General features: G+C 69.2%; 20 protein-coding genes and 2 riboswitches. Of the genes, 8 read left to right on the top strand and 12 right to left on the bottom strand.

Annotation, left to right across the window (positions count from 1 at the left end; translation table 11 throughout):
- Nucleotides 1-78 precede the first annotated feature (78 nt).
- Together ACX80I_RS14770 and ACX80I_RS14765 are read right to left on the bottom strand one after the other, a co-directional pair.
- Entirely contained in the window at nucleotides 79-1,044 is a 966-nt protein-coding gene (locus ACX80I_RS14770; RefSeq protein ID WP_459345870.1) for a hypothetical protein, read from the bottom strand.
- A 277-nt stretch (nucleotides 1,045-1,321) separates the two neighbouring features.
- Nucleotides 1,322-1,888 carry a DUF1990 domain-containing protein gene (locus ACX80I_RS14765; RefSeq protein WP_459345869.1) on the bottom strand — a complete coding sequence of 189 codons (567 nt, stop codon included), beginning with the start codon at nucleotides 1,886-1,888 and terminating at the stop codon, nucleotides 1,322-1,324.
- 186 nt (nucleotides 1,889-2,074) lie between these two features.
- Here ACX80I_RS14765 and ACX80I_RS14760 point away from each other — a divergent pair, with 186 nt between their 5' ends.
- Entirely contained in the window at nucleotides 2,075-2,962 is an 888-nt protein-coding gene (locus ACX80I_RS14760; protein WP_459345868.1) for a DUF1206 domain-containing protein, read from the top strand.
- Here ACX80I_RS14760 and ACX80I_RS14755 read toward each other — a convergent pair whose 3' ends face one another.
- Nucleotides 2,963-3,379, bottom strand: a complete 417-nt coding sequence (locus ACX80I_RS14755) for a CoA-binding protein (protein WP_459345867.1) — start codon at nucleotides 3,377-3,379, stop codon at nucleotides 2,963-2,965. It lies immediately after the preceding gene.
- A gap of 254 nt (nucleotides 3,380-3,633) precedes the next feature.
- On the opposite strand from ACX80I_RS14755, the gene ACX80I_RS14750 reads away from it, so the two are divergent.
- The 4 genes from ACX80I_RS14750 to acs all read left to right on the top strand — a co-directional run bounded on the left by ACX80I_RS14750 (nucleotide 3,634) and on the right by acs (nucleotide 8,356).
- Nucleotides 3,634-4,446, top strand: coding sequence for an ABC transporter ATP-binding protein (locus ACX80I_RS14750; protein ID WP_459345866.1), 813 nt, complete (start codon nucleotides 3,634-3,636; stop codon nucleotides 4,444-4,446).
- A gap of 75 nt (nucleotides 4,447-4,521) precedes the next feature.
- On the top strand, nucleotides 4,522-5,559 hold the full coding sequence (locus ACX80I_RS14745) for an aliphatic sulfonate ABC transporter substrate-binding protein (RefSeq protein WP_459345865.1): 1,038 nt from the start codon (nucleotides 4,522-4,524) through the stop codon (nucleotides 5,557-5,559).
- A complete protein-coding gene (locus tag ACX80I_RS14740) occupies nucleotides 5,556-6,434 on the top strand; it encodes an ABC transporter permease (RefSeq protein ID WP_459345864.1) in 879 nt (292 codons plus the stop codon). Before ACX80I_RS14745 ends, ACX80I_RS14740 begins: the two co-directional genes overlap by 4 nt.
- Nucleotides 6,425-8,356 carry an acetate--CoA ligase gene (gene acs, locus ACX80I_RS14735; RefSeq protein WP_459345863.1) on the top strand — a complete coding sequence of 644 codons (1,932 nt, stop codon included), beginning with the start codon at nucleotides 6,425-6,427 and terminating at the stop codon, nucleotides 8,354-8,356. The genes ACX80I_RS14740 and acs overlap by 10 nt, the downstream gene beginning before the upstream one ends.
- A gap of 92 nt (nucleotides 8,357-8,448) precedes the next feature.
- On the opposite strand, the gene ACX80I_RS14730 is transcribed toward acs, so the two are convergent.
- Complete coding sequence (locus ACX80I_RS14730) at nucleotides 8,449-9,363, bottom strand: C40 family peptidase (protein WP_459345862.1); 915 nt, start codon at nucleotides 9,361-9,363, stop codon at nucleotides 8,449-8,451.
- A 5-nt stretch (nucleotides 9,364-9,368) separates the two neighbouring features.
- Nucleotides 9,369-9,537: riboswitch (cyclic di-AMP (ydaO/yuaA leader) on the bottom strand.
- Between the two features lie 116 nt (nucleotides 9,538-9,653).
- Nucleotides 9,654-9,890 carry a hypothetical protein gene (locus ACX80I_RS14725; RefSeq protein WP_459345861.1) on the bottom strand — a complete coding sequence of 79 codons (237 nt, stop codon included), beginning with the start codon at nucleotides 9,888-9,890 and terminating at the stop codon, nucleotides 9,654-9,656.
- 99 nt (nucleotides 9,891-9,989) lie between these two features.
- A riboswitch (SAM riboswitch) is annotated at nucleotides 9,990-10,093 on the top strand.
- Between ACX80I_RS14725 and sfnG the strand changes: the two genes are divergently transcribed.
- The 3 genes from sfnG (at nucleotide 10,087) to ACX80I_RS14710 (ending at nucleotide 13,135) form a co-directional block, all read left to right on the top strand.
- A complete protein-coding gene (sfnG, locus tag ACX80I_RS14720) occupies nucleotides 10,087-11,259 on the top strand; it encodes a dimethylsulfone monooxygenase SfnG (RefSeq protein ID WP_459345860.1) in 1,173 nt (390 codons plus the stop codon). It overlaps the preceding riboswitch by 7 nt.
- Entirely contained in the window at nucleotides 11,259-12,638 is a 1,380-nt protein-coding gene (locus ACX80I_RS14715) for an O-acetylhomoserine aminocarboxypropyltransferase/cysteine synthase family protein (RefSeq protein ID WP_459345859.1), read from the top strand. The genes sfnG and ACX80I_RS14715 overlap by 1 nt, the downstream gene beginning before the upstream one ends.
- Nucleotides 12,635-13,135 carry a CoA-binding protein gene (locus ACX80I_RS14710; RefSeq protein WP_459345858.1) on the top strand — a complete coding sequence of 167 codons (501 nt, stop codon included), beginning with the start codon at nucleotides 12,635-12,637 and terminating at the stop codon, nucleotides 13,133-13,135. Before ACX80I_RS14715 ends, ACX80I_RS14710 begins: the two co-directional genes overlap by 4 nt.
- 73 nt (nucleotides 13,136-13,208) lie before the next feature.
- Here the strand turns inward: ACX80I_RS14710 and mmsB are convergent, their stop codons facing one another.
- From mmsB to ACX80I_RS14675, 7 genes are all read right to left on the bottom strand, one after another.
- Entirely contained in the window at nucleotides 13,209-14,444 is a 1,236-nt protein-coding gene (gene mmsB / locus ACX80I_RS14705; RefSeq protein ID WP_459345857.1) for a multiple monosaccharide ABC transporter permease, read from the bottom strand.
- 4 nt (nucleotides 14,445-14,448) lie between these two features.
- Nucleotides 14,449-15,978, bottom strand: coding sequence for a multiple monosaccharide ABC transporter ATP-binding protein (gene mmsA / locus ACX80I_RS14700; RefSeq protein WP_459345856.1), 1,530 nt, complete (start codon nucleotides 15,976-15,978; stop codon nucleotides 14,449-14,451).
- A 125-nt stretch (nucleotides 15,979-16,103) separates the two neighbouring features.
- Entirely contained in the window at nucleotides 16,104-17,222 is a 1,119-nt protein-coding gene (gene chvE, locus ACX80I_RS14695) for a multiple monosaccharide ABC transporter substrate-binding protein (RefSeq protein ID WP_459345855.1), read from the bottom strand.
- A gap of 58 nt (nucleotides 17,223-17,280) precedes the next feature.
- Nucleotides 17,281-18,795: an L-arabinose isomerase gene (gene araA, locus ACX80I_RS14690; RefSeq protein WP_459345854.1), complete on the bottom strand. Its 1,515-nt coding sequence runs from the start codon at nucleotides 18,793-18,795 to the stop codon at nucleotides 17,281-17,283.
- Nucleotides 18,792-19,523, bottom strand: a complete 732-nt coding sequence (locus ACX80I_RS14685; protein WP_459345853.1) for an L-ribulose-5-phosphate 4-epimerase — start codon at nucleotides 19,521-19,523, stop codon at nucleotides 18,792-18,794. Before ACX80I_RS14685 ends, araA begins: the two co-directional genes overlap by 4 nt.
- The gene (gene araB / locus ACX80I_RS14680) at nucleotides 19,520-21,235 is read right to left on the bottom strand and encodes a ribulokinase (protein ID WP_459345852.1); all 1,716 of its coding nucleotides are present in this window, start codon (nucleotides 21,233-21,235) and stop codon (nucleotides 19,520-19,522) included. The genes ACX80I_RS14685 and araB overlap by 4 nt, the downstream gene beginning before the upstream one ends.
- A gap of 236 nt (nucleotides 21,236-21,471) precedes the next feature.
- Complete coding sequence (locus ACX80I_RS14675; RefSeq protein ID WP_459345973.1) at nucleotides 21,472-22,521, bottom strand: LacI family DNA-binding transcriptional regulator; 1,050 nt, start codon at nucleotides 22,519-22,521, stop codon at nucleotides 21,472-21,474.
- Nucleotides 22,522-22,523 lie beyond the last annotated feature (2 nt).

Here is a 22,523-nt window from a genome sequence, read left to right as displayed (position 1 = left end):
CTGGGTGGTGAGGGATGGTGCACCGTCCCGGCCCGGCGAGTGGTTCTGGACCAGATCGCCGGGCCGGGACGGCCTGTGCTAGCGCTGTGCGCGCGCGAGGCGGCGCATGCGGGCAGCGGTGGCCACGGGCACAGCGACACCGACTGCCAGCAGTGCGGCGAGGAGTGCGACGGCCGGGCTGTCGTCCTCGGTGGCGACGGCGGTCTGCACGTTCAGGCCCTGGTTGGTGCCGGTGGGAGCGGCGACACCGCTGCCGGTTCCCGTGACGGGTGCGACCGTCACGGGTGCCACCGGCACAGGGGCTACCGTCACGGGCACAACGGGGGCTACGGGCGCAACCGGGGCGACCGGCGCTACCGGAACAGGAACCACGACGGGCGTGACGGGCTCGACGCCGATGGCACTGGCGTCGCAGGCGGCAAGGAATGCCTTGAACAGGGCGATGAGCTCTGCTGCGGCTGCTTCATCCCCGCTCAGCTGGGCGACGAGCGCGTCGGCGGTGGCCGATGCGTCAGCGAGGGCGTCCTCCGCAGCCTGTACCTCCGGGGTGTAGACAGCCACCTGATAGGCGGCGGCGGCGGCATCGGCGGTGTTGAGCGCCGCTGCCTGTGCGGCGAGTGCGACGGTGAGCTCGCCCTGCGCCGCGACGACGGCCTCGGCGGTCACGTCCCCTCCGGCTGCCAGAAGGGCGGCGTCGTACTCGCCCTGCTCGGTTGCTGCCAGCTCGAGGGCAACCTGGTAGTCCTCGTCCGCCTGCGCCAGGACCGCCTCCGCCTCCACCGCAGCCGGGGAGGCCACTGCGGCCTCGCTGACGGCCTCGTAATTCTCGGCAGCGGCGACGACGGCCGCCGTCGCGAGCTCGAGCTGGCTGACGAAGGCGACGTCGATCCCGGCGGCGCCGAGCGCTGCGTTGAACGTCACGGACGCCTGCAGGCAGGCTGCGTCACCCGGTGCGGCTGAAGCCATCGGAGCCCCGAGGAACAGTCCTCCGGCGAGAAGGGTGGCGGTCGATCCTGCAGCGATCCACTTCTTGGTAACGAACATGTGTGCGCGTCTCCTGACACGTAGTTTCCCCCGGGCCGTTCCCGACGGCGCAGCCTGCGGCGCCACATGCGAGCGGCGCCCGTAGGGGCGCCGCTCGACAAGAATCCGGAATCCGCCGATCGCTGGTCCAGGGCGTTGGTCCCGACGTTGCTGGGTCTTCCCTGGGCGATCACTGTATTTCTCAACCTAGGACGGTTCGGTGTCTGAAGCAATGAGTCGGTGGTCCCGATGGATAACGGTTCGGTATCAGCGCATGCCAGTGCCCGGGAGAGAACGGTCAGTCGCCCGCCGCCAGCTCCCGTGCTGCCTTGCCGTAGCGCGACAGGACGTACCGCTGGGTCAGCCGGGTCACGGGCGCCGCGAGCCGGAACAGGAGGGTTGCGGGCATGCTGTAGGCCGAGCAGATGAACAGCAGGCGGTTGTCCGCGGTCAGTTCCGCATAGAAGCCCTCCTCGCCCCGCACGGGATGCCCGGGCAGCGTTCCGTAACCGAATCCGCCGCGCTGTCCCGGGACGGCCCTGCCCGCGCCGTCGAGCCGGGCCTCCCTCGCCCAGATGACCCTGCAGGGCGCCTTGACCCGGGCCGGACCCACGCCGAACCCGGAGACGACACGGACGCCGGGCGCCGCCCGTTCTGCATCCGGCTCCATGCTGAGGCCGGCACGACGATGCAGTTCCCACCCGAGGATCCCCTCGGTGAGTGCGGCGAACGCGCCGGACGGATCATCGGTCGGGATCTCCTGGGACTCGACCATCACGGTGTAGCCGGCGGGCCAGCCGCCCTCGAACGGCTCGGGGAAGGGCCTGTCCGTAGCACCCTGCTCCTCGTACGTGAACTGCTCCATGCTGTTCCCCTTCCGATGTGCGCCAGCCTTCCGACAGCGGCGTGCTGCCCCAGAACCTCCGTCCCAACCTAGTGGACGGGAAACATACCGGGGCGGCCGGAGCAGTGGCAGGATGGTGACCACATCGGACCGGGCCCGCACCTGCGGCGCACGCGTCCGCCGATCCGGCAAGGAGGCGGGATCACCATGGCACCGAAGACGGCGTCCAACAGGTCATCGAAGAAGCTGGGCCACATGTCGGCCGGAAGAAATGCCGGAAAGGATGCCGCGGGCAGGGCATCCGACACCGCCGAGGAGGTCGTCAACTCGAAGGGCTTCGAACTCGCGGCCCGCGCCGGCTACGTGGCGGCAGGCATCCTCCACTTCCTGATCGGCCTGATCGCCTTCGGGCTGGCATCCGGCCGCTCGGGGAGCGCGGACCAGAGCGGTGCCATCGGGCAGGTGGCGGCCAGTCCGGGCGGGACGTTCCTCCTGTGGTTCTGCTTCATCGGGTGCATCGCCCTCGCCCTGTTCCAGCTCAGCGAGGTGTTTCTCGGCGCCAGGGGTGGAAGCGACAGGGACAAGCTCAAGTTCCGGCTCAAGAGCGGGGGTCAGGCCGTCGTCTATGCGGCGATCGGCGTGACCTTCGGCAGGTATGCGCTCGGCGGGTCGAGCAACAGCAGCAGCAGCACGGAGTCGCTGACCGCGTCACTGATGTCGAACCCCGCGGGCACGGCCCTCGTCCTCGCGGTCGGCGTCGGCATCCTCGCAGTCGCCGGCTACTACGTCTACAGCGGATTCACCCAGCGGTTCCTCAGGAAGCTCTCGGGCCTCCCCGCCGGCAGTGCCGGCAGGGCCGTCGTCGGACTCGGCACCGCAGGATACATCGCGAAGGGGTTCGCCCTCGGAGTCCTCGGGATCCTCGTCATCGTCGCCACGGTGACGAACGACCCCGGGAAGTCGACAGGGCTCGACGGCGCCCTCAAGACGGTGCGCGACCAGCCGTTCGGTCCCTGGCTCCTCGGTGCCGTGGCCGTGGGCCTCATGGCCTACGGCGTCTTCATGATGGTGAGGTCGAAGTACCAGCGCATGTAGCTAGAGGCCGAGTGCCGGTGCCTCCATCGCGGGGCACGTGTCCATGACGACGTCGAGCCCGGCCTCGGCCGCACGCCGGGCAGCGTCCTCGTCGATGACGCCGAGCTGCAGCCACACCGCCCTCGCGCCGACGGCGATCGCCTGGTCCACCACGGCGCCCACACGGGACGAGTTGACGAAGCAGTCGACGACGTCGATGGTTCCCGGGACGTCCGCGAGCCGCGTGTAGCCCTTCTGCCCGTGGACGTCGTCGCCCTTGAGGCTCACCGGGATGATCTCCATCCCGAGCCCGTCCATCAGGAAGCGTGAGACACCGACGGCGACGCGGCGCGGGTTGTTGGACAGACCCACCACCGCCCAGCTGCCGTGCTCCGTCAGGAGCCTCCGGATCACCTGCGGATCGTTCTGGTGGACCACGGGGCCTCCTTCGACTTCGGATTTGTTACAGCCTTTGTTACACGCCCTATTTTGCTCCTCCCCTACCGCGGGCGTTTCATAGGAGGGACCATCCCGAGCGGCCGAGAGACCTGGATCGATGAAGCCGCAGCAACCCTGGTTGTCCGCATCCCCCTGATGCCGGGCAATATCGAGGCCCGAGCCACGGGCACCACCGCGAACGGTGGCGAAGGCTCGTCCCGTAGGGTGCTACCGCCAGGACCGATGGAGACACCATGACCGCAGTTCTGGCACCGGGCAGCACCAAGCCCCACCACAAGCAGGCCCTCGGGGTTCGATTCTCCGGCCTGGGGCGCAGTTTCGGCTCGTCCGGCGACCGGAGGGTCGTCCTCAGGGACGTCACCGTGGAGGTGAAGCCGGGCGAGATCCTCGCCATCCTCGGCACCAGTGGATGCGGCAAGTCCACCCTCCTGCGGGCCGCCGCCGGCCTCGACATCCCCGACAGCGGGCAGGTCCTGATCGATGGAACGCCCGTGACCGGCATCGACGAGCGGTGCGCCGTCGCGTTCCAGGAACCCCGACTGCTGCCCTGGCACACCCTGCAGGCGAACGTCGCGATCGGGCTGCCCAAGTCTTCCAGCGCCAGCGCCGGCAAGGCCAAGGTCCACGAGCTGCTGAAGCTCGTGGGCCTCGACACCTTCGCGAAGCACAGGCCGCGCGAGGTCTCCGGGGGCATGGCTCAGCGCACATCGCTGGCCCGCGCCCTCGCCCGCAACCCCGGAGTGCTGCTGCTCGACGAGCCCTTCGGAGCCCTCGACGCCCTGACGCGCATCAAGATGCAGGACCTCCTGCTGGACATCCACCGCGCGCAGCCCACCACGGTGCTGCTCGTCACGCACGACGTCGACGAGGCCCTCCAGCTCGCCGACCGGATCCTCGTCCTCGGGCCCGGCGACACCGACCAGCCCGGTTCCACCATCGCGGAACTCGTGGCCGTGCCCGGCGCACGCCCGCGGGACCGCAACTCCGCCGACCTCGGGGTGCTCCGCAGCTCCCTGCTCTCCCTGCTCGGCGTCACCGGACACTAGCCCGGCTTCCGCCCCCGGCGCTGCCGGACCGCGGCGCCTTCCTACCCTTTCGCACCACCCACTCAAAGGACCACCATGAACCGCCGCGCCTTCCTGCCCACCCTCGCACTCGCCACGGCCCTCTCGCTCAGCCTCACTGGCTGCCTGGCCGGCGAGAACGCCTCCGACACCCAGGCCGCGGCCGGGGATACCACGCAGGGCGGAACCCTCAACATCGACTTCGCCACCTACAACCCCCTCAGCCTCATCATCAAGAAGCAGGGCTGGCTCGAGGACGAGCTCGCGGACCAGGACATCACCGTCAACTGGGTACAGTCCGCCGGCTCCAACAAGGCCAATGAGGCCCTGCGCGCCGGAGCGATCGACGTCGGTTCCACGGCCGGTTCCGCCGCGCTGCTCGCGCGCTCGAACGGCTCCCCCATCAAGGCCATCGACATCTTCTCGCAGCCCGAGTGGGCAGCCCTCGTGACGCTGCCGGACTCCGGCATCACCAGCGTCGAGGACCTGCGCGGCAAGTCCGTCGCCGCCACCCGCGGCACCGACCCGTACTTCTTCCTGCTGCAGGCACTCGAGGCCGCGGGCGTGGAGCAGTCCGACGTCACCATCGAGAACCTGCAGCACGCCGACGGGCGCGCCGCGCTGGCGAGCGGCGCGGTGGATGCGTGGTCCGGGCTGGATCCGATCATGGCCGCCGCGGAGCAGGACGGCGCGCAGCTTTTCTTCCGGGACATCGACTACAACACCTACGGCTTCCTCAATGCGACGGAGGACTTCCTCTCGGAGAAGCCCGACGTCGCGCAGACCGTGGTGAACGCCTACGAGAAGGCCCGGGAGTGGGCCAAGGAGAACCCCGAGGAGACGGCGTCGATCCTCGCGGAGGTCGCCGGCATCGATCAGGCCGTGGCGAACTCGGTGATCCTCGACCGCACCAACCTCGACGTCGATCCCGCCCCCGGCGATGCCCAGCGCAGCGTCCTCGAGAAGATCGGCCCCGTCTTCGTGGAGACCGGTGACGTGCAGAGCCAGGACCAGATCGACGACGCCCTCGGCTCCCTCCTGGATGCCTCGCTCGTCGAGAAGGCGGACCCGGCCGCCATCGGTTCCGACTCGTGAGTGCGGAATACCTGACGGGCAGCAGCGCAACACCCCTCAGCACGGCGGGCCTGGAGGCCACCGGCTCCCCGGTGACCGGGCCTTCGAACAAGGGCAACGGGGGACGCACACGCCTAGCGGGCGGACGCCGCGCCGGCGTCATCCTGCTCGGGCTCATCGTCCCGGCGCTCATCCTGCTCGCCTGGCACCTCAGCACCGCCTCGGGCTACTTCCGGCCGTCGCAGCTGCCCTCCCCGGCATCGGTCCTCGCGGCCGCCGTCGACCTGGTGCAGCGCGGCCAGCTCGCCAACCACATCCTGATCTCCACCCAGCGCGTGCTGCTCGGCTTCCTCATCGGCTCCCTGCTCGGGGTGCTGGCCGGCGCCCTGCTGGGCCTCTCCCGCATCGCCGACATCCTCCTGACACCCACGGTCGGAGCCCTCCGCGCGGTTCCGTCCCTGGCCTGGGTCCCGCTGCTGGTCCTCTGGATCGGCATCAACGAGGACTCCAAGGTCACGCTGATCACCATCGGTGCGTTCTTCCCCGTGTTCACCACGCTCTACCTCGGGCTGCGCCACGTGGACCGCAACCTCGTCGAGGCGGCGCGCGCCTTCGGCCTGAACGGCGTCCGCCTCCTGACCACCGTGCAGCTTCCCGCCGTCGTGCCCGCACTGTTCTCGGGCCTGAGGCTCGCCCTCGCGCAGTCCTGGCTGTTCCTCGTGGCGGCGGAGCTCATCGCCTCCTCGATGGGCCTCGGCTTCCTGCTGACGGATTCCCAGCAGACCGGCCGCGTGGACCGGATCATCCTCGCGATCATCCTGCTGGCCGTCATCGGCAAGACCACGGACGCCCTGCTGGGCATTGCCGAACGCTGGGCGGTACGGCGATGGGCGTAGGTACGACGACGCCGGAAGGGGCCGCTGCAGTGGAAGCCGACCGGCTCGCCTTCTGGGCCGAGCAGGCGGGCCGGCTCGAGTGGGACACCCCGTGGCACACGCTCCACACCTTCGACAGGGCCCTCCCGCAGGCGGACGGGTCGCTCAGCGTCCCCGTCATCGAGTGGTTCGCCGGGGGCACCCTCAACGTCGCCGCGAACTGCGTCGACCGGCATGTGCGGGCCGGCCGCGGCGACCGGGTCGCGCTCCACTTCGAGGGCGAGCCCGGGGACCACCGCACGGTCACCTATGCGCAGCTCCAGGAGGAGGTGTCGCGCGCGGCCAACGCCCTGCTCGCCCTCGGCATCGGCAAGGGCGACCGCGTGGTCATCTACCTCCCCGTCCTCGTCGAGACGGTCGTGATCACCCTCGCCTGCGCGCGCATCGGAGCAGTGCACTCCCTCGTGTTCGGGGGTTTCTCCGCCGAGGCCCTCCGCTTCCGGGTGGAGGACACCGGGGCCAAGCTGCTCGTCACCACGGACGGCCAGTTCCGACGGGGCGCCGCCGTCCCGGTGAAGGCCAATGCCGACGCCGCGGTCGCGGGTACCAACAGCATCGAGCACGTCCTCGTGGTGCGCCGTACCGGCTCGGACGTCGCCTGGACCGAGGGACGCGACGTGTGGTGGCACGACGTCGTCGGTGCCGCTCCAGCGCACCACGAGCCGGAGGCGTTCGACGCCGAGACACCGTTGTTCATCATGTACACCTCCGGTACGACGGGGAAGCCGAAGGGGCTCGTGCACACCTCGGGGGGCTACCTCACCCAGGCGTCGTGGAGCTTCGAGCACCTCTTCAGCAATCCCGATCCGTCCCTGCGGGACCGCGACGTCCACTGGTGCACCGCCGACCTGGCATGGGTCACGGCGCACACGTACGAGCTGTACGGTCCGCTGTCCAACGGCGCCACGCAGGTGATCTTCGAGGGCACCCCGAACACGCCCCATCCCGGCCGCCACTTCGAGATCATCGAACGCTACGGCGTCACCAGCTACTACACGGCGCCCACGCTGGTCCGGTCACTGATGGGCTGGTTCCCCGACGGCGTCCCGTCCTCCTACGACCTCTCCAGCATCCGCGTGCTGGGGACGGTCGGCGAGGCGGTGAACCCCGAGGCATGGCGCTGGTTCCGGAAGAACCTCGGCCGCGACGAGGTCCCCGTCGTCGACACCTGGTGGCAGTCCGAGACGGGCGCCACGGTCCTCTCGCCGAGCCCCACGGACACCGACTTCAAGCCGGGCTGCGCCGCCCGCGCCCTTCCGGGGGTCAGCACCCGCATCGTGGACGAGGAGGGCCGGCAGGTACCGCCCGGCGTGCAGGGCCTCATCGTCGTGGACCGCCACGGCCCGGCCATGGCACGCACCGTCTGGGGCAACCCGCAGCGCTACCTCGACTCCTACTGGCGGAAGTTCGCCGCGCAGGGCTGGTTCCTGGCCGGCGACGGAGCACGGTACGACGACGACGGCGACACCTGGATCCTGGGGCGCGTCGACGACGTCATCAACGTCTCCGGCCACCGCCTCTCCACGATCGAGATCGAGTCGGCCCTCGTGGCGCACCCGCTCGTGACCGAAGCCGGCGCCTGCCCGGTTCCCGACCCCCTGACGGGCCACGCCATCGCTGCGTTCGTGGTGCTGGCGCCGGGCGCGGATCGGGACTCGGATGTGTCCGCCACGCTCCGGGCCCATGTCGCGGAGGCCATCGGGCCGATCGCGCGGCCCTCGGCCGTCGTCGTCGTTCCCGATGTGCCGAAGACGAGGTCGGGGAAGATCATGCGGCGCCTGCTCACGCAGCTCTACGAGGGCACCCCGCTCGGGGACACCACCTCGCTGCAGAACGAGGGCTGCATCCCCGGCATCCAGGACGTCCTGGCCGGCAGGCACTGACCCGCCGTCGGAACCGACCCGCGTTAAAAGGAGGAAGCGGCAGGCGCCCCGTCCAAGCACCTGCCGCTTCCCGTGTGGGGTCCGTTCCGGTACTAGCCCGCTACCCGAACGAAGGATGCTCCCGGGAGGTCCGAGAGAGGGTGCTGCATGGTGAGGTTCGAGCCGTTCATGCCGCTGCTGATGACCTGGCCACCACCGACGTAGATCGCCACGTGCCCGGCCGTGATGACGATGTCGCCGGGGGCCGGGGTCGCCACGGTGGCGCCGAACTGGAAGAACTGCGAGGGGCCGAGGTCGCCGACGGGGATGCCGGCGGCACGCAGCGCGGTCTCCACCAGGACGGTGCAGTCCTGGATCGCGCCGGCTGCGAGCTGCGCCTGCGCCGACGCCACGAGGGTACCGGCGACGCTGCTGGAGGACGCGATCGGGGTGATGTCCGCCGAAGCGAGGTACACGCTCGAGGCGGGGGCAGCGGCGGCCTGCTGGACCGGAGCGACGGCTGCGGCCTGCTGGACCGGAGCGACGGCTGCGGCCTGCTGGACCAGGGCTGCCGGTGCTGCGGCCACCGCAGCCGGTGCAGGGGCGACATCGCCGGTGGGGATGGTGATGGCGTCGCCGGGGAAGATCACCGATGCCAGGGACAGCCCGTTGGCTGCGAGGACAGCGTTCAGGTCCACGCCGTAGGCGGCGGAGATGGCGCTGAGGGTGTCGCCGGCGACGACCGTGTGGGTCGTCGCGGCGGGTGCAGCGGCCGGCGCCGCGGGTGCAGCAGCCTGCGCGACGGGTGCAGCGGTGGCAGCGGCGGCAGCGGGAACCGTCGTCGCGCCCGCGTCGGTGTACTCACCGGCGTGGGCGGTGCCGACCGCACCGAGTGCGAGGCCCGAGGTGACCGCGGCGACCGCGATCGGACGGCCGACCGCGGTGGCGGAGGCCTTCACGGCGCGGGACAGGCCCTGCAGTGCGGGGTTGCCGGCGCGGTGGCGCGCCGGGGAAGTCTTTCGTGACATGGATGTATACCTCTCCCATGCCTGCGGGGTGAGCTGTCGGGTTCGGATGGGAGTCACCCGGCCGTGCGTACTCGGGGTGGGAGCTGCAGCGACTTAACCCCAGGGATGCAGCAGGTGTGCTGCGCGTCCCGTGGAACTGTGGTTCCCCCGTCCCCGCCTCGGTGATGTACGTATCCCGTTCGGCGGCAGGGCTCGGCAATCCATCCGGGAGGGCCTCCTATGGACGGAGGCACGCGACGACGATACCCAGCGCTCACCGGGTTTGTCACATTTGTATAACGGCGCGTACCCTACGCGTCCGAACGGAAGGACCGCCAGCGGCGGAACGCGAGGACCGTGCCACCCGCACTGAGGACGAGCAGGACGCACTGCTGCAGGTAGAACCAGGCAGAAGCCGCTGTTCCCGCGCTCCCCGCGACCAGCAGGACGCTGCTCGCCACGGTGACGGTCACGACCACGCCGACCCAGAAGAGCGTGTTCCAGAGCGTGCGTTCCTGCGTGCGGCCCGCCGACCTCCAGCTATCCATTCCTCCACCCTAGGCACCCGGGCTCCCGCCCGATGACCCACGGCCGCCATTGGACGACACATTGTTTGGTTCTGCAGCCCTCCGGTGTCACACTCGACGTGACCATCCCGAGCGGCTGAGAGATCTGGCTCACTGACGCCGCAGCAACCCTGGCCACCGCTTCGTGCGGCGACATTAGGGTGCTACTGCCAGACCGATGGAGGAAACCATGAGCGTCGCAGACCTTTCCACGCCCCTCAAGTTCGCCTACTGGGTCCCCAACGTCAGTGGCGGACTGGTGGTCTCGACCATCGAGCAGCGCACCAGCTGGGACTTCGACTACAACAAGAAGCTCGCCCGCATCGCCGAGGACGCCGGGTTCGAGTACGCGCTGTCGCAGACGCGCTACGCCGCGTCCTACGGTGCGGACAAGCAGCACGAGGCGACGTCGTTCTCCCTCGCCCTGCTGGCGGCCACCGAGAAGCTGAAGGTGATCGCCGCGGTCCACCCGGGCATGTGGCACCCCGGCGTGCTCGCGAAGTACATCATCACCGCCGACCACATCTCCAACGGCCGCGCCGCCGTCAACATCGTCTCCGGCTGGCTCAAGGACGAGTTCACCAACTTCGGCCTCGAATGGCTCGAGCACGACGAGCGCTACGTCCGCACCGAGGAGTTCATCCGCGTGCTGCGCGGCCTCTGGACGGAGCAGGGCTACAGCCAGGCGGGCAAGTACTACAACATCAAGGACTTCACCCTGAGCCCGGCACCCGTCGACGTCCCCGGGCGCCCCCACCCAGAGATCTTCTTCGGCGGGAACTCGACGGCGGCCCAGGCCACGGCGGGCCGCGTCGCCGACTGGTACTTCTCCAACGGCAAGGACCTCGAGGGCTTCAAGGAGAACATCGCCGGCGTGCAGGCGTCCGCCGAGCAGGCCGGGCGGCGTCCGCGGTACGGCCTCAACGGGTTCGTCATCGCCCGCGACTCCGAGAAGGAGGCGCGCGACACCCTGCGCGAGATCGTCGAGCAGGCGCACCGCCCCGCCGTCGAGGGTTTCCGCGACGCCGTGCAGGAAGCCGGCCCCTCGACGAAGGACGGCAAGGGCATGTGGGCCGACTCCACCTTCGAGGACCTCGTGCAGTACAACGACGGCTTCAAGACGCAGCTCATCGGGACGCCGGAGCAGATCGCCGAGCGCATCGTGGAGTACAAGAAGATCGGCGTGAACCTCTTCCTCACCTGCTACCTGCACTTCCAGGAGGAAGTGGCCGCCTTCGGCACCGACATCCTGCCGATCGTGCGGGAGCTCGAGGCGGACGCGGCCCGCAGCGCGGGAGTGGACTTCGACCCCGACGGCACGCTCGCCGTCCCCAGCAAGGCAGGTGTCTGATGGCAGAACGTTCCTTCGGTTTCCGTACGCGCGCACTCCACGCCGGCGGCACACCCGACGCCACCCACGGCGCCCGGGCCGTGCCGATCTACCAGACGACGTCGTTCGTCTTCAAGGACACGAACGACGCCGCCAACCTCTTCGCGCTCCAGAAGTACGGCAACATCTACTCGCGCATCGGCAACCCGACGGTCGCGGCGTTCGAGGAGCGCATCGCGTCCCTCGAGGGCGGCATCGGCGCGGTGGCGACGGCGTCGGGCATGAGCGCCGAGTTCATCACCTTCGCGGCGCTCTGCCAGGCGGGCGACCACATCGTCGCCGCCTCGCAGCTGTACGGCGGGACGGTCACCCAGCTGGACGTCACGCTGCGCCGTTTCGGCATCGAGACCACCTTCGTCCCGGGAACGGATCCGGCGGACTACGCGGCGGCGATCCGCGAGAACACCAAGGCCGTCTACGCCGAGGTCATCGCGAACCCCTCGGGCGAGATCGCGGACCTCGCGGGCCTGGCCAAGGTGGCCCACGACGCCGGTGTGCCGTTCATCGTCGACTCCACCCTCAGCACGCCCTACCTGGTGCGACCCATCGAGCACGGCGCGGACATCGTCATCCACTCCGCCACCAAGTTCATCGGCGGGCACGGCACCACCCTCGGCGGTGTGATCGTGGAGAGCGGCCGCTTCGACTGGGGCAACGGCAAGTTCCCCATGATGACCGAGCCCGTCCCCTCCTACGGGAACATCCAGTGGTGGGGGAACTTCGGCGAGTACGGGTTCCTGACCAAGCTGCGCACCGAACAGCTCCGCGACATCGGGCCCTCGCTGTCGCCGATGTCGGCCTTCCAGCTCCTGCAGGGCGTCGAGACCCTCGCCCAGCGCCTCGACGAGCACCTCGAGAACGCGCAGGCCGTGGCCGAGTGGCTGCAGGCCGACCCCCGTGTCGAATACGTCAACTACGCGGGGCTTCCCACGCACCCGCACCACGAGCGTGCCAGGACCTACCTGCCGCAGGGCCCCGGATCCGTGTTCAGCTTCGGCATCAAGGGCGGGCGCAAGGCGGGCCAGAAGTTCATCGAATCGCTGCAGCTCGCCTCGCACCTCGCGAACGTGGGCGATTCCCGCACCCTCGTGATCCACCCGGGCTCGACGACGCACCAGCAGCTCTCCGCCGAGCAGCTCGTCGCCGCGGGTGTCCCCGAGGACCTCGTCCGCATCTCGGTGGGACTGGAGGACCTCGACGACATCCTGTGGGACCTCGACCAGGCGCTCGAGATCGCGGTGGACGCTCCCGACGACGGATTCGACGAACTCCCGCAGGAGGCGGCCGGAAGGAACGACGACGACCCCTCGACGACACGGGCAGTAGGAGTGGGAGCATGAGCAACACCGCACCGGAACGGACCTGGGAAGGGCCGTCGGCCCCCGAACGGCTCAACCTCCTGAGGAACGCGCGCTCCGTGGCGATCGTCGGGGCATCGGACAAGCCCTCGCGCGCCTCCTACTTCGTCGCGACCTACCTGCAGTCGTCCTCGCCCTACCGCCTGTACTTCGTGAACCCGGTGGCGAAGGAGATCCTCGGACAGCCGGCCTACGCGTCCCTCAAGGACCTCCCCGAAGTACCCGACGTCGTCGACGTGTTCCGCAAGCACGACGACCTGCCGTCCGTCCTGCAGGAGACGCTCGACGTCGGGGCCAGGACCCTGTGGCTGCAGCTGGGCTCGTGGCACGAGGACGTCGCACGCGACGCCGAGGCGGCCGGCCTGAACGTCGTGATGGACCGCTGCATCAAGATCGAGCACGCGCGCTTCCACGGCGGACTCAACCTCGCGGGCTTCAACACGGGCATCATCTCGTCGAAGCGGCAGATCACCTCGTAGGGAAGGCCGCCCGCAGACGGAAGAAGCCGGAACAGGACATCACTCCCGTTCCGGCTTCTCCCGTTTTCCGGTCCTACTTCAGGGCATTGGAGGCGCGGCGCTTGTTGAAGACGTCGAACCCGACGGCCAGCAGGAGCACCATGCCCTTGATGAACTGCTGGACGTCGATGCCCACGCCCAGCAGGGACATGCCGTTGTTGAGCACACCCATGATGAGCCCGCCGGTGATGGCTCCGATCACGGTTCCGACGCCGCCGGTCACGGCCGCTCCGCCGATGAACGCCGCCGCGATGGCGTCGAGCTCGAACAGGTTGCCCGCGCCCGGGCCTGCCGAGTTGAGGCGCCCCGTGAAGATGAGACCGGCGAGGGCGGCCAGCACGCCCATGTTGACGAAGAGCATGAAGTCGATGCGCTTGGTGTTGATACCGGACAGCTGTGCTGCCTGGAGGTTGCCGCCGACCGCGTAGATGTGGCGGCCGAAGACGCTGTTGCCCATGACCGCGCTGTAGGCGACGATCAGCACGCCGAGGACCACGAGCACGATCGGCGTCCCGCTGCGCGAGCTGCCGAGCAGGTAGGTCAGGCCGAGGATGATCGCCACGATGAACGCGAGCTTGGTGAAGAACCAGGCACCGGGTTCGTCCTCGAGCTTGAGGCGGGCGCGGGTGGCACGGCCACGGAGCTGCGTGAAGACCAGGAGCGCGACGGCGATGACGCCGAGTCCCACGGTGGTCCAGTCGAGGAGGTTGGTCTCGGGCGGGAACAGTCCCGGGAACAGGAAGCCGCCGCCCAGCTGGCGGTACTCCTCGGGGAACCCGGTGATGCGCTGGTTCCCCAGCACGATCTGCGTGAGGCCGCGGAACACCAGCATGCCCGCGAGGGTGACGATGAAGGCCGGGATGCCCACGTAGGCGACCCAGAAGCCCTGCCAGGCGCCCACGAGGCCGCCGATGATCAGCGAGGCGACGAACGCCACCCACCACGGGAAGCCCCAGTCCTGCACCATGATGCCGGACATGGCGCCGACGAAGGCCGCCACCGATCCGACCGACAGGTCGATGTGTCCGGCCACGATGATCATGACCATCCCGATGGCCAGGAGCAGGATGTAGCTGTTCTGCACGATGATGTTCGAGACGTTGTCCGGCTGCAGCAGTGCGCCGCCGGTCAGCACCTGGAACAGGGTGACGATCACCAGGAGTGCGACGAAGATACCGATCTGCCGCAGCCTGCTGGTCAGGAAGGAGAACCCCTCCTTGACGGTGGGAGGTGTCGTCGCGACGACGGGGTCCTTGACGGTGGTTGCCATGGAATCAGTCCTTTTCCTTGGTCATGTACTGCATGAGGAGTTCAGGGGTCGCCTGCCCGATGGGCACTTCCGCGGTGATGCGGCCTTCGGCGAGGGTGTAGATGCGGTCACAGATGCCGAGGAGCTCAGGAAGCTCCGAGGAGATGACGATGACGGCCTTCCCCTCGGCAGCCAGCCGGTTGATGATCGTGTAGATCTCGTACTTCGCACCGACGTCGATGCCGCGGGTGGGTTCGTCGAGGATCAGGACGTCGGGGTCCGAGAACATCCACTTGGAGAGCACCACCTTCTGCTGGTTGCCGCCGGAGAGCTTGCCGGTGATGGCGGTGACGGTGGGCGCCTTGATGTTCATCGACCGGCGGTACTCGCCGGCGACGACGGCCTCGCGTCCGCTGTCCACCCAGCCGCGCTTCGCCAGCTTGCCGAGGGCGGCGCCGGAGACGTTGCGCTTGATGTCGTCGATCAGGTTCAGGCCGTACCGCTTGCGGTCCTCCGTGGCGTAGGCGATGCCGTGCCGGATGGCTTCGCCGACGGTCCGTGCCATGATCGGCGTCCCGTTCTTGTAGAGGGTTCCGGTGATGCGGGAGCCGTAGCTCCGGCCGAAGATGCTCATGGCGAGTTCGGTCCGCCCGGCGCCCATGAGTCCGGCGATGCCCACTACCTCGCCGGCGCGGACCGCCAGGTTCGCCGAGTCGACGATCACACGGGTGTTCTCCTGCGGGTGGTGCACGGTCCAGTCCTCGACGCGGAGCACTTCCTCGCCGATCACCGGGGTGCGCTCGGGATAGCGGCTCTCCATGTCCCGGCCGACCATGCCCTTGATGATGCGTTCCTCGGTGACGGAGCCGTCGTGGAGGCTGAGCGTCTCGATGGTCCGCCCGTCCCGCAGGATGGTCACGGAATCCGCGATCTCCCGGATCTCGTTGAGCTTGTGACTGATGATGATGCACGTGATGCCCTCTGCGCGGAGCCCCTTCACGAGCCCCAGGAGGTGCGCGGAGTCCTCGTCGTTGAGGGCCGCGGTGGGCTCGTCGAGGATCAGGAGCTTCACGTTCTTCGACAGCGCCTTGGCGATCTCGACGAGCTGCTGCTTGCCCACGCCGATGTCGCCGGCCCGCACGACCGGGTTGAGGTCGAGGCCCACGCGCCGGAGGAGCTTCGCCGCCTCCATGTTGGTGTCGTTCCAGTTGATGAACCCGCGCTTCTCGCGCTCGTTCCCGAGGAAGATGTTCTCCGCGACGGACAGGAAGGGTGAGAGGGCGAGCTCCTGGTGGATGATGACGATGCCGTCACGCTCGCTGTCGCGGATGTCCTTGAACTCCGCGACCGTGCCCTCGAACTCGATGTCGCCGTCGTACGTGCCGTGCGGGTACACACCCGACAGCACCTTCATGAGGGTCGATTTCCCGGCCCCGTTCTCCCCGCAGATCGCGTGGACTTCGCCGCGCGCGACGTCCAGGTGGACGTCCTGCAGTGCCTTCACGCCTGGGAAGGTCTTGGTGATGCGGCGCATCCGCAGGATGTTTTCCGCCATGGTCAGGCCTCGCTTACTTGAGTGGAAGTCCCGGCAGGGGCCGGGCGAGGTACAGCACCTGTGGCTCCGGACCGGAACGGTACGGAGCCACAGGCAGGAGAGGTGCTACAGGTGGTGCGGGACGGCTACTTGAGGTCGTCCTCGGTGTAGTAGCCGGTCTCCACGAGCGCGGTCTCGTAGTTGTCGACCGTGACGATCTCCGACTCGAGCAGGTAGGACGGGACGATCTTCTCGCCGTTGTCGTACGTCTCGGTGTCGTTGACCTCGGGCTCCTCGCCCTTCATGAGGGCGTCGACCATGGTGACGGCCTGCTTGCCGAGGTTGCGGACATCCTTGAAGATCGTGGAGTACTGCTCCCCCGCGATGATGGACTTCACGGACCCCACCTCGGCGTCCTGGCCGGTGACCACGGGAAGGTCGTCCGCCGAGTAGCCGCCCGAGGTCAGCGCCGAGATGATGCCGATGGAGAGGCCGTCGTACGGGGAGAGGACGCCTTCCAGCTGCTCGCCGCCGCCGACGGTGAGCAGGTCCTCCATGCGGTCCTGCGCGGTGTCGGGCAGCCAGCGGAGGATCGCCGCCTGCTCGAAGTCGGTCTGGCCGCTGGGGACGCGCAGCACGCCGCTGTCGAGGTACGGCTGCAGGGTCTCCATGGCGCCGTCCCAGAAGAACGTCGCGTTGTTGTCATCGGGGCTGCCGGCGAAGAGCTCGACGTCGAAGGGACCCTTCTCGCCGGTCTCCTTGCCCTCGGCGTCGAGGATGCCGAGACCGGTCAGCAGCGAGGTGGCCTGCTGCACTCCGACCTCCTTGTTGTCGAAGGTCGTGTAGTAGTCCACGGTGTCCGACCCGTTGATCAGGCGGTCGTAGGCGATGACCGGGATGTCCTGTGATTCGGCCTGGTCGAGGACGCTCGTGAGGGTGGTGCCGTCGATCGAGGCGATCACGAGGGCCTTCACGCCGCCGTTGATCATGTTCTCGATCTGCGAGACCTGGGTGGGGATGTCGTCGTTCGCGTACTGGAGGTCCACCTCGTAGCCGAGCTCCTCGAGCTGGCTCTTGACGTTCTCGCCGTCGGCGATCCAGCGCTCGGACTGCTGCGTGGGCATGGCCACGCCGATCTTCGCCCCTTCGTTGGACCCGCCCTCGGCAGCGGCGTCGTCGCCGCCGCCCCGGCTTCCGCCGCAGGCGGTGAGGCTGAGGGTCAGGATGCTGGCGGCCGCGATGCCGGCCAGGTATTTCCGATTCATGGTGCAACTTTCTTGAGTGGAGTTTCCGGCGACAGTGCCGGCTTTCGGGGAGGAGCTCTTACAGCTTCTGCGCCAGCCGGTAGTAGGCCGCGTTCCAGCGCAGTTCGCGCTGGAACTCGCGCAGCTTCGTATCGGCGTCGATCCGCAGCAGTTCGACCTCGGCGATGTCCGCGAAGTCCTCGAAGACGTCGAGGCCCACGGCGGTGGTGAGGACGGTGTGGTGTGCGGCGCCGGCACTGAGCCATGCCGCTGCGGAGGTTTCGAGGCTCGGCTCCGGCTTCCACACTGCGCGCGCGACCGGCAGGTTGGGGAGCGGGGCATCGGGCGGGACGACGTCGACGGCGTTGGCCGTCAGCCGGAAGCGGTCCCGCATGTCGGACATCGCGACGACGACGCCGGGGCCGGCGTCCGTGTCGAACACGAGGCGTACGGGGTCCTCCTTGCCGCCGATGCCGAGCGGGTGCACTTCGAGGGTTGGCTTCGACGTGGTCAGGGTGGGGCAGATCTCGAGCATGTGCGCTCCGAGGATCTTCTCCTCACCCGGCACCAGGTGGTAGGTGTAGTCCTCCATCAGGGACGCACCGCCGGGCAGTCCCGCACCCATGACCTTGGCGGCCCGGACGAGGACGGCGGTCTTCCAGTCGCCCTCGGCGCCGAAGCCGTAGCCGCGTGCCATGAGCCGCTGGACGGCGAGTCCGGGCAGCTGACGGAGTGCACCGAGGTCCTCGAAGTTGGTGGTGAAGGCACCGAAGCCGCCCTCCTCGAGGAAGGACAGCAGGCCGAGTTCCTGGCGTGCGCCGTAGCGCAGCGACTCGTGCCGTTCGCCGCCGCGCCGCAGTTCGGGGACGACGTCGTACGTCTCCTCGTACTCGGCCACGAGCGCGTCGACGTCGGCATCGGACTGGGCCTCGACGGCCGCGACGAGTTCGTTGACGCCCCACGTGTTGATGGAGACGCCGAAGCGCAGCTCCGCCTCCGTCTTGTCGCCCTCCGTGACGGCGACGTTGCGCATGTTGTCGCCGAAACGGGCCACCTTGAGCTCGTGGACGGCGGCCCAGCCCGCGGCCGCCCGCTGCCAGCAGGAGACCTTGGCGCACACGGACGCGTCCGACACGTGCCCGACGACGGTCTTCCGCGGGACGCCGAGACGCGACTGGATGTACCCGAACTCACGGTCGCCGTGGGCGGCCTGGTTGAGGTTCATGAAGTCGAAGTCGATCTCGCCCCAGGGCAGCGCGACGTTGATCTGGGTGTGCAGATGCAGCAGGGGCTTGCGGAGTGCATCGAGGCCCGCGATCCACATCTTCGCGGGGCTGAAGGTGTGCATCCAGGCGATGACGCCGATGGCGTTGTCATCGGCGTTGACCTCGAGCGCCATGCGCCGGATGGAGCTGGAGTCCTTGAGCGTCGGCTTCCAGACCACCTTCACGGGCAGGCCGGCCTCCCCGAGGATGCGGACGATCTCCTGGGACTGCTCCGCGACCTGCTGGAGCGTCTCTTCACCGTAGAGGTCCTGGCTGCCGGTGAGAAACCAGACTTCGTAGGCGTCGAGGGTCGTGCTGAGGGGGCTCATGCGGGTGCTCCTGGAGTCGGGGACTGACCGTACACGTTCTGGTAGCGGTCGAAGAGTGAGTCGATGTGCTCGGACTGGATGCCTGCCGGGGCGCCGAGCTGACGGGAGATGTGGACGGTGCGGGCGACGTCCTCGAGCATGACGGCGGCCTTGACGGCATCCTTCGCGTCCTTGCCGATCGTGAAGGGACCGTGGCTCTTCATCAGCACGCCGCGCGACCGGTGGTTCGTCAGCGTCTCGACGATTCCGCGGCCGATCGAGTCGTCGCCGATGATCGCGAACGGACCCACCGGGATCTCGCCGCCGAACTCGTCGGCCATGGCGGTGATGACGCACGGGATGGGCTCGCCGCGCGCGGCCCACGCCACGGCGTAGGTGGAGTGCGTGTGCACCACACCGCCGACGTCGGGCATGTTGCGGTAGACGTAGGCGTGTGCGGCGGTGTCGCTCGACGGCGAGCGCTCGGACCCGGGCGTTCCCTCGATGACGTTGCCGTCGAGGTCGCACAGGATCTGGTTCTCCGGCGTCAGCTCGTCGTAACTGACGCCGGAGGGCTTGATGACGAACAGGTCCGCTCCCGGGACGCGGCCGGAGACGTTGCCGCCCGTCCAGACCACCAGTCCGTAGCGCACGAGTTCGGCGTGCAGGGCGGCGACGTCCTTCCGGACGTCGAGGATGGCGGCCTCGACCTCGGGGCTGAAGGTGCCGGCAGGCGATACAGGGCTCATGCCGACACCGCCTGAGGGGAGCGGGCGGAACGGCGCAGGGCCTTGAGCCGGTGCATGACGTCATTGGTGCCGCGGCCGAAGTAGTCGTGCAGTTCGGTGTACTCGCGGTACAGGGCGTCGTAGGCGGCGGCGCGGTCCGCGTCGGGTGTGTAGGCGGCGCGGTTCAGGCGGCCCATCGCGGCGGCTGCCGCGTGGATGTCCTCGTAGGCGCCGGCGGCCACGGCGGCATGGATCGCGGAGCCGAGGGCCGGCCCCTGGGAACTGCCGATGACGGAGATGGGCAGGTTGAGCACGTCGGCGTAGACCTGCATGAGGAACGGGTTGCGGATGAGGCCGCCCGCGGCGACGAACTCGGTGACGGGCACGCCGGCCGCGTTGAACGTCTCGACGATCTTGCGTGTCCCGAAGGCCGTCGATTCCAGGAGTGCGCGGTAGACCTCGTGGGGCTTGGTGGCGAGCGTCAGGCCCACGATGGTGCCCGACAGCTCGTGGTCCACGAGGACGGAGCGGTTGCCGGAGTGCCAGTCGAGGGCGACGAGTCCGTGCGCGCCCACGGGCTCGTCCTGCGCCTGCTCCGTCAGGTACTCGTGCACGCTCTGGCCCTGCGCGGCGGCCGCGTCCCGGATCTCGCCGGGCACCTGGTTCGCGACGAACCAGGCGAAGATGTCGCCGACGCCGGACTGGCCGGCCTCGTAGCCGTAGAAGCCCTCGACGATGCCGCCGTCGACGACACCGCACATGCCCGGCACCTCGCTCAACCGGTCGGAGTTCATGACGTGGCAGGTCGAGGTGCCCATGATGGCCACCATCTGGCCGGGGTCCGTGGCCTGCGCTGCCGGGGCCGTGACGTGGGCGTCGACGTTCCCGACGGCCACAGCGATCCCTGCCGGCAGGCCGGTCCAGGCGGCGGCCTCCTCGGAGAGCGAGCCCGCCTTCGAGGCGAGTGCGCCGATCGTGTGATCCACCTTCTCGCGGGCGAAGCCTGCGAACTCGGGGTTCAGCGCGGCGAGGAACTCCTCGGACGGGTAGGCGCCGTCCTGGTAGATTCCCTTGTAACCGGCGGTGCACGCATTGCGCACGTACTCCCCCGTGAGCTGCCAGACGATCCAGTCGGCCGCTTCCACCCAGTGGTCCATGAGGTCGTACAGCTCACGGTCCTCCTCGAGCAGCTGCAGCCCCTTCGCGAACTCCCATTCGCTGGAGATCAGGCCGCCGTAGCGGGGCAGCCATGCCTCGCCGCGCTCGGCGGCGAGGTCATTGATGCGGTTGGCCTGGCCCTGCGCCGCGTGGTGTTTCCACAGCTTCACGTAGGCGTGCGGCCGGCCCTCGTAGCCGGGGACCTCGTTCAGGGGGGTGCCGTCGGCGAGGGTGGGCACCATGGTGCAGGCCGTGAAGTCCGTGGCGATGCCGATGACGTCCTGCGGGTCGATGCCTGCCTCCTCGACCGCGGCCGGCACGGCGGAGCGGAGCACATCGACGTAGTCGGACGGCACCTGGAGGGCCCATTCGGGCGGAAGCTGCTCGCCGGTCGCTGCGAGGGTCGAGTCCATGACCGCGTGCGGGTATTCGAGCGTCGAGGCGCCGAGTTCGGCGCCGTCGGAGACGCGGACGACGACGGCGCGCCCGGACAGGGTGCCGTAGTCGACGCCGATGACGTAGGTGGGCCTGTCGGCCGCGGTCGTGGCGGGTGTGCCCGTGGTGGAGTCACTCAAGGGAAGGACCTCTTTGTTCTTCTCGAGACCGCGCTGCGGTTCTCTGGTGGATCATCGGTACTGCAACGCGGTCATGTGACCGTTCACATCTGCGCTCATCAGTGTAGGGGAGCGCCCGTGGGGTATGTCAATGGTTCTGCCGTGTCACCCGCTACCACCCCGCACAGGGAAGTCGTTCACAGGAGCACACTGCGACCCGATTCCGACGGCATGTCGGCGCGCGGTCCCCGGGTCCGTCAGGCCGGCGGTGTTGCCGTCGACGCCCGGATGACGAGTTCCGGGACCACGTCCTGCGGGGTCCCGGCGGCGTCGGGGCCCGTTCCCGCCTCGCCGATGAGCGCGAGCAGCCTGGCGACGCAGCGCCTGCCGAGCTCGGGGAAGTCCTGGCGGACGGTGGTGAGCGGGGGCCAGTAGTGCGCGGCCTCGGGGACGTCGTCGAAGCCCACGACGCTCACGTCCTCCGGGACGCGGCGCCCGGCCTCCCGGAAGGCGTGGAGCAGTCCGAGCGCCATCTGGTCGTTGGACGAGAACACCGCGGTGACCCCCCTGTCCTCCGCCAGGGCCCGCCCTGCCCGGTAGCCCGACTCCGCGGTCCAGTCCCCCGACAGCTGGAGCTCCGGATCGCAGCCCCAGGCCTCCATCTCCCCGCAGTACCCGCGCACGCGCGCCTCCGTCTCGAACCAGCCGTCCGGACCGGCGACGTGCACGATCCGTCGGTGCCCCAGTTCGAGCAGGTGGCGCGTCGCGAGGGCGGCGCCTCCCGACTGGTCCATCGACAGCCGGTGGTCCCCCTGGGCCCGCGGGGAGTGCACGGTCACGAACGGAAGGCTGATGGACAGGCGCCCGATCTCACCGAGGGCCTGCATCTGCGGTGCCAGGATGACGAGCCCGTCGACCCCGTGGGCGAGCAGGCGGTCCAGCGCGGAGCGGATGGAGCCGGCGTCCATGGCGTCGAGGTGCGCGACGTCGACGGCGTACCCCGCCTCGCGCGCCGCACTGTCGATCGCCTGCAGGCTGGCGGCGGGCCCGTACTCGAAGCCCTTGCCCACCAGGACGCCGATGGTGGTGGAGCGGCTGGTCACGAGGGCGCGGGCGGCCCTGTTCGGGCGGAAGCTGAGCTCGTCCATGGCGACCAGGACGCGGTCCCGCGTCTCGGCGCGCAGGCTCGGGTGTCCGTTGAGGACCCGCGACACGGTCTGGTGGGAGACACCGGCGCGGCGGGCTACGTCCCTGATGTTCGCGGCGCGGCCGGTGTCCGCCTGCCGGGCCCGCTCCCCGGCGGGCACTG

This window comes from Arthrobacter rhamnosi, from assembly GCF_054510855.1.
This window is presented reverse-complemented; position numbering and strand designations above follow the sequence as displayed.

What these genes read in the sequence shown, in the direction of transcription:
- ACX80I_RS14770 (WP_459345870.1), bottom strand. Translation starts at nt 1,044, where the DNA reads ATGTTCGTTACCAAGAAGTGGATCGCTGCAGGATCGACCGCCACCCTT.
- ACX80I_RS14765 (WP_459345869.1), bottom strand. Translation starts at nt 1,888, where the DNA reads ATGGAGCAGTTCACGTACGAGGAGCAGGGTGCTACGGACAGGCCCTTC.
- ACX80I_RS14760 (WP_459345868.1), top strand. Translation starts at nt 2,075, where the DNA reads ATGGCACCGAAGACGGCGTCCAACAGGTCATCGAAGAAGCTGGGCCAC.
- ACX80I_RS14750 (WP_459345866.1), top strand. Translation starts at nt 3,634, where the DNA reads ATGACCGCAGTTCTGGCACCGGGCAGCACCAAGCCCCACCACAAGCAG.
- ACX80I_RS14745 (WP_459345865.1), top strand. Translation starts at nt 4,522, where the DNA reads ATGAACCGCCGCGCCTTCCTGCCCACCCTCGCACTCGCCACGGCCCTC.
- acs (WP_459345863.1), top strand. Translation starts at nt 6,425, where the DNA reads ATGGGCGTAGGTACGACGACGCCGGAAGGGGCCGCTGCAGTGGAAGCC.
- ACX80I_RS14730 (WP_459345862.1), bottom strand. Translation starts at nt 9,363, where the DNA reads ATGTCACGAAAGACTTCCCCGGCGCGCCACCGCGCCGGCAACCCCGCA.
- ACX80I_RS14725 (WP_459345861.1), bottom strand. Translation starts at nt 9,890, where the DNA reads ATGGATAGCTGGAGGTCGGCGGGCCGCACGCAGGAACGCACGCTCTGG.
- sfnG (WP_459345860.1), top strand. Translation starts at nt 10,087, where the DNA reads ATGGAGGAAACCATGAGCGTCGCAGACCTTTCCACGCCCCTCAAGTTC.
- ACX80I_RS14715 (WP_459345859.1), top strand. Translation starts at nt 11,259, where the DNA reads ATGGCAGAACGTTCCTTCGGTTTCCGTACGCGCGCACTCCACGCCGGC.
- ACX80I_RS14710 (WP_459345858.1), top strand. Translation starts at nt 12,635, where the DNA reads ATGAGCAACACCGCACCGGAACGGACCTGGGAAGGGCCGTCGGCCCCC.
- mmsB (WP_459345857.1), bottom strand. Translation starts at nt 14,444, where the DNA reads ATGGCAACCACCGTCAAGGACCCCGTCGTCGCGACGACACCTCCCACC.
- mmsA (WP_459345856.1), bottom strand. Translation starts at nt 15,978, where the DNA reads ATGGCGGAAAACATCCTGCGGATGCGCCGCATCACCAAGACCTTCCCA.
- chvE (WP_459345855.1), bottom strand. Translation starts at nt 17,222, where the DNA reads ATGAATCGGAAATACCTGGCCGGCATCGCGGCCGCCAGCATCCTGACC.
- araA (WP_459345854.1), bottom strand. Translation starts at nt 18,795, where the DNA reads ATGAGCCCCCTCAGCACGACCCTCGACGCCTACGAAGTCTGGTTTCTC.
- ACX80I_RS14685 (WP_459345853.1), bottom strand. Translation starts at nt 19,523, where the DNA reads ATGAGCCCTGTATCGCCTGCCGGCACCTTCAGCCCCGAGGTCGAGGCC.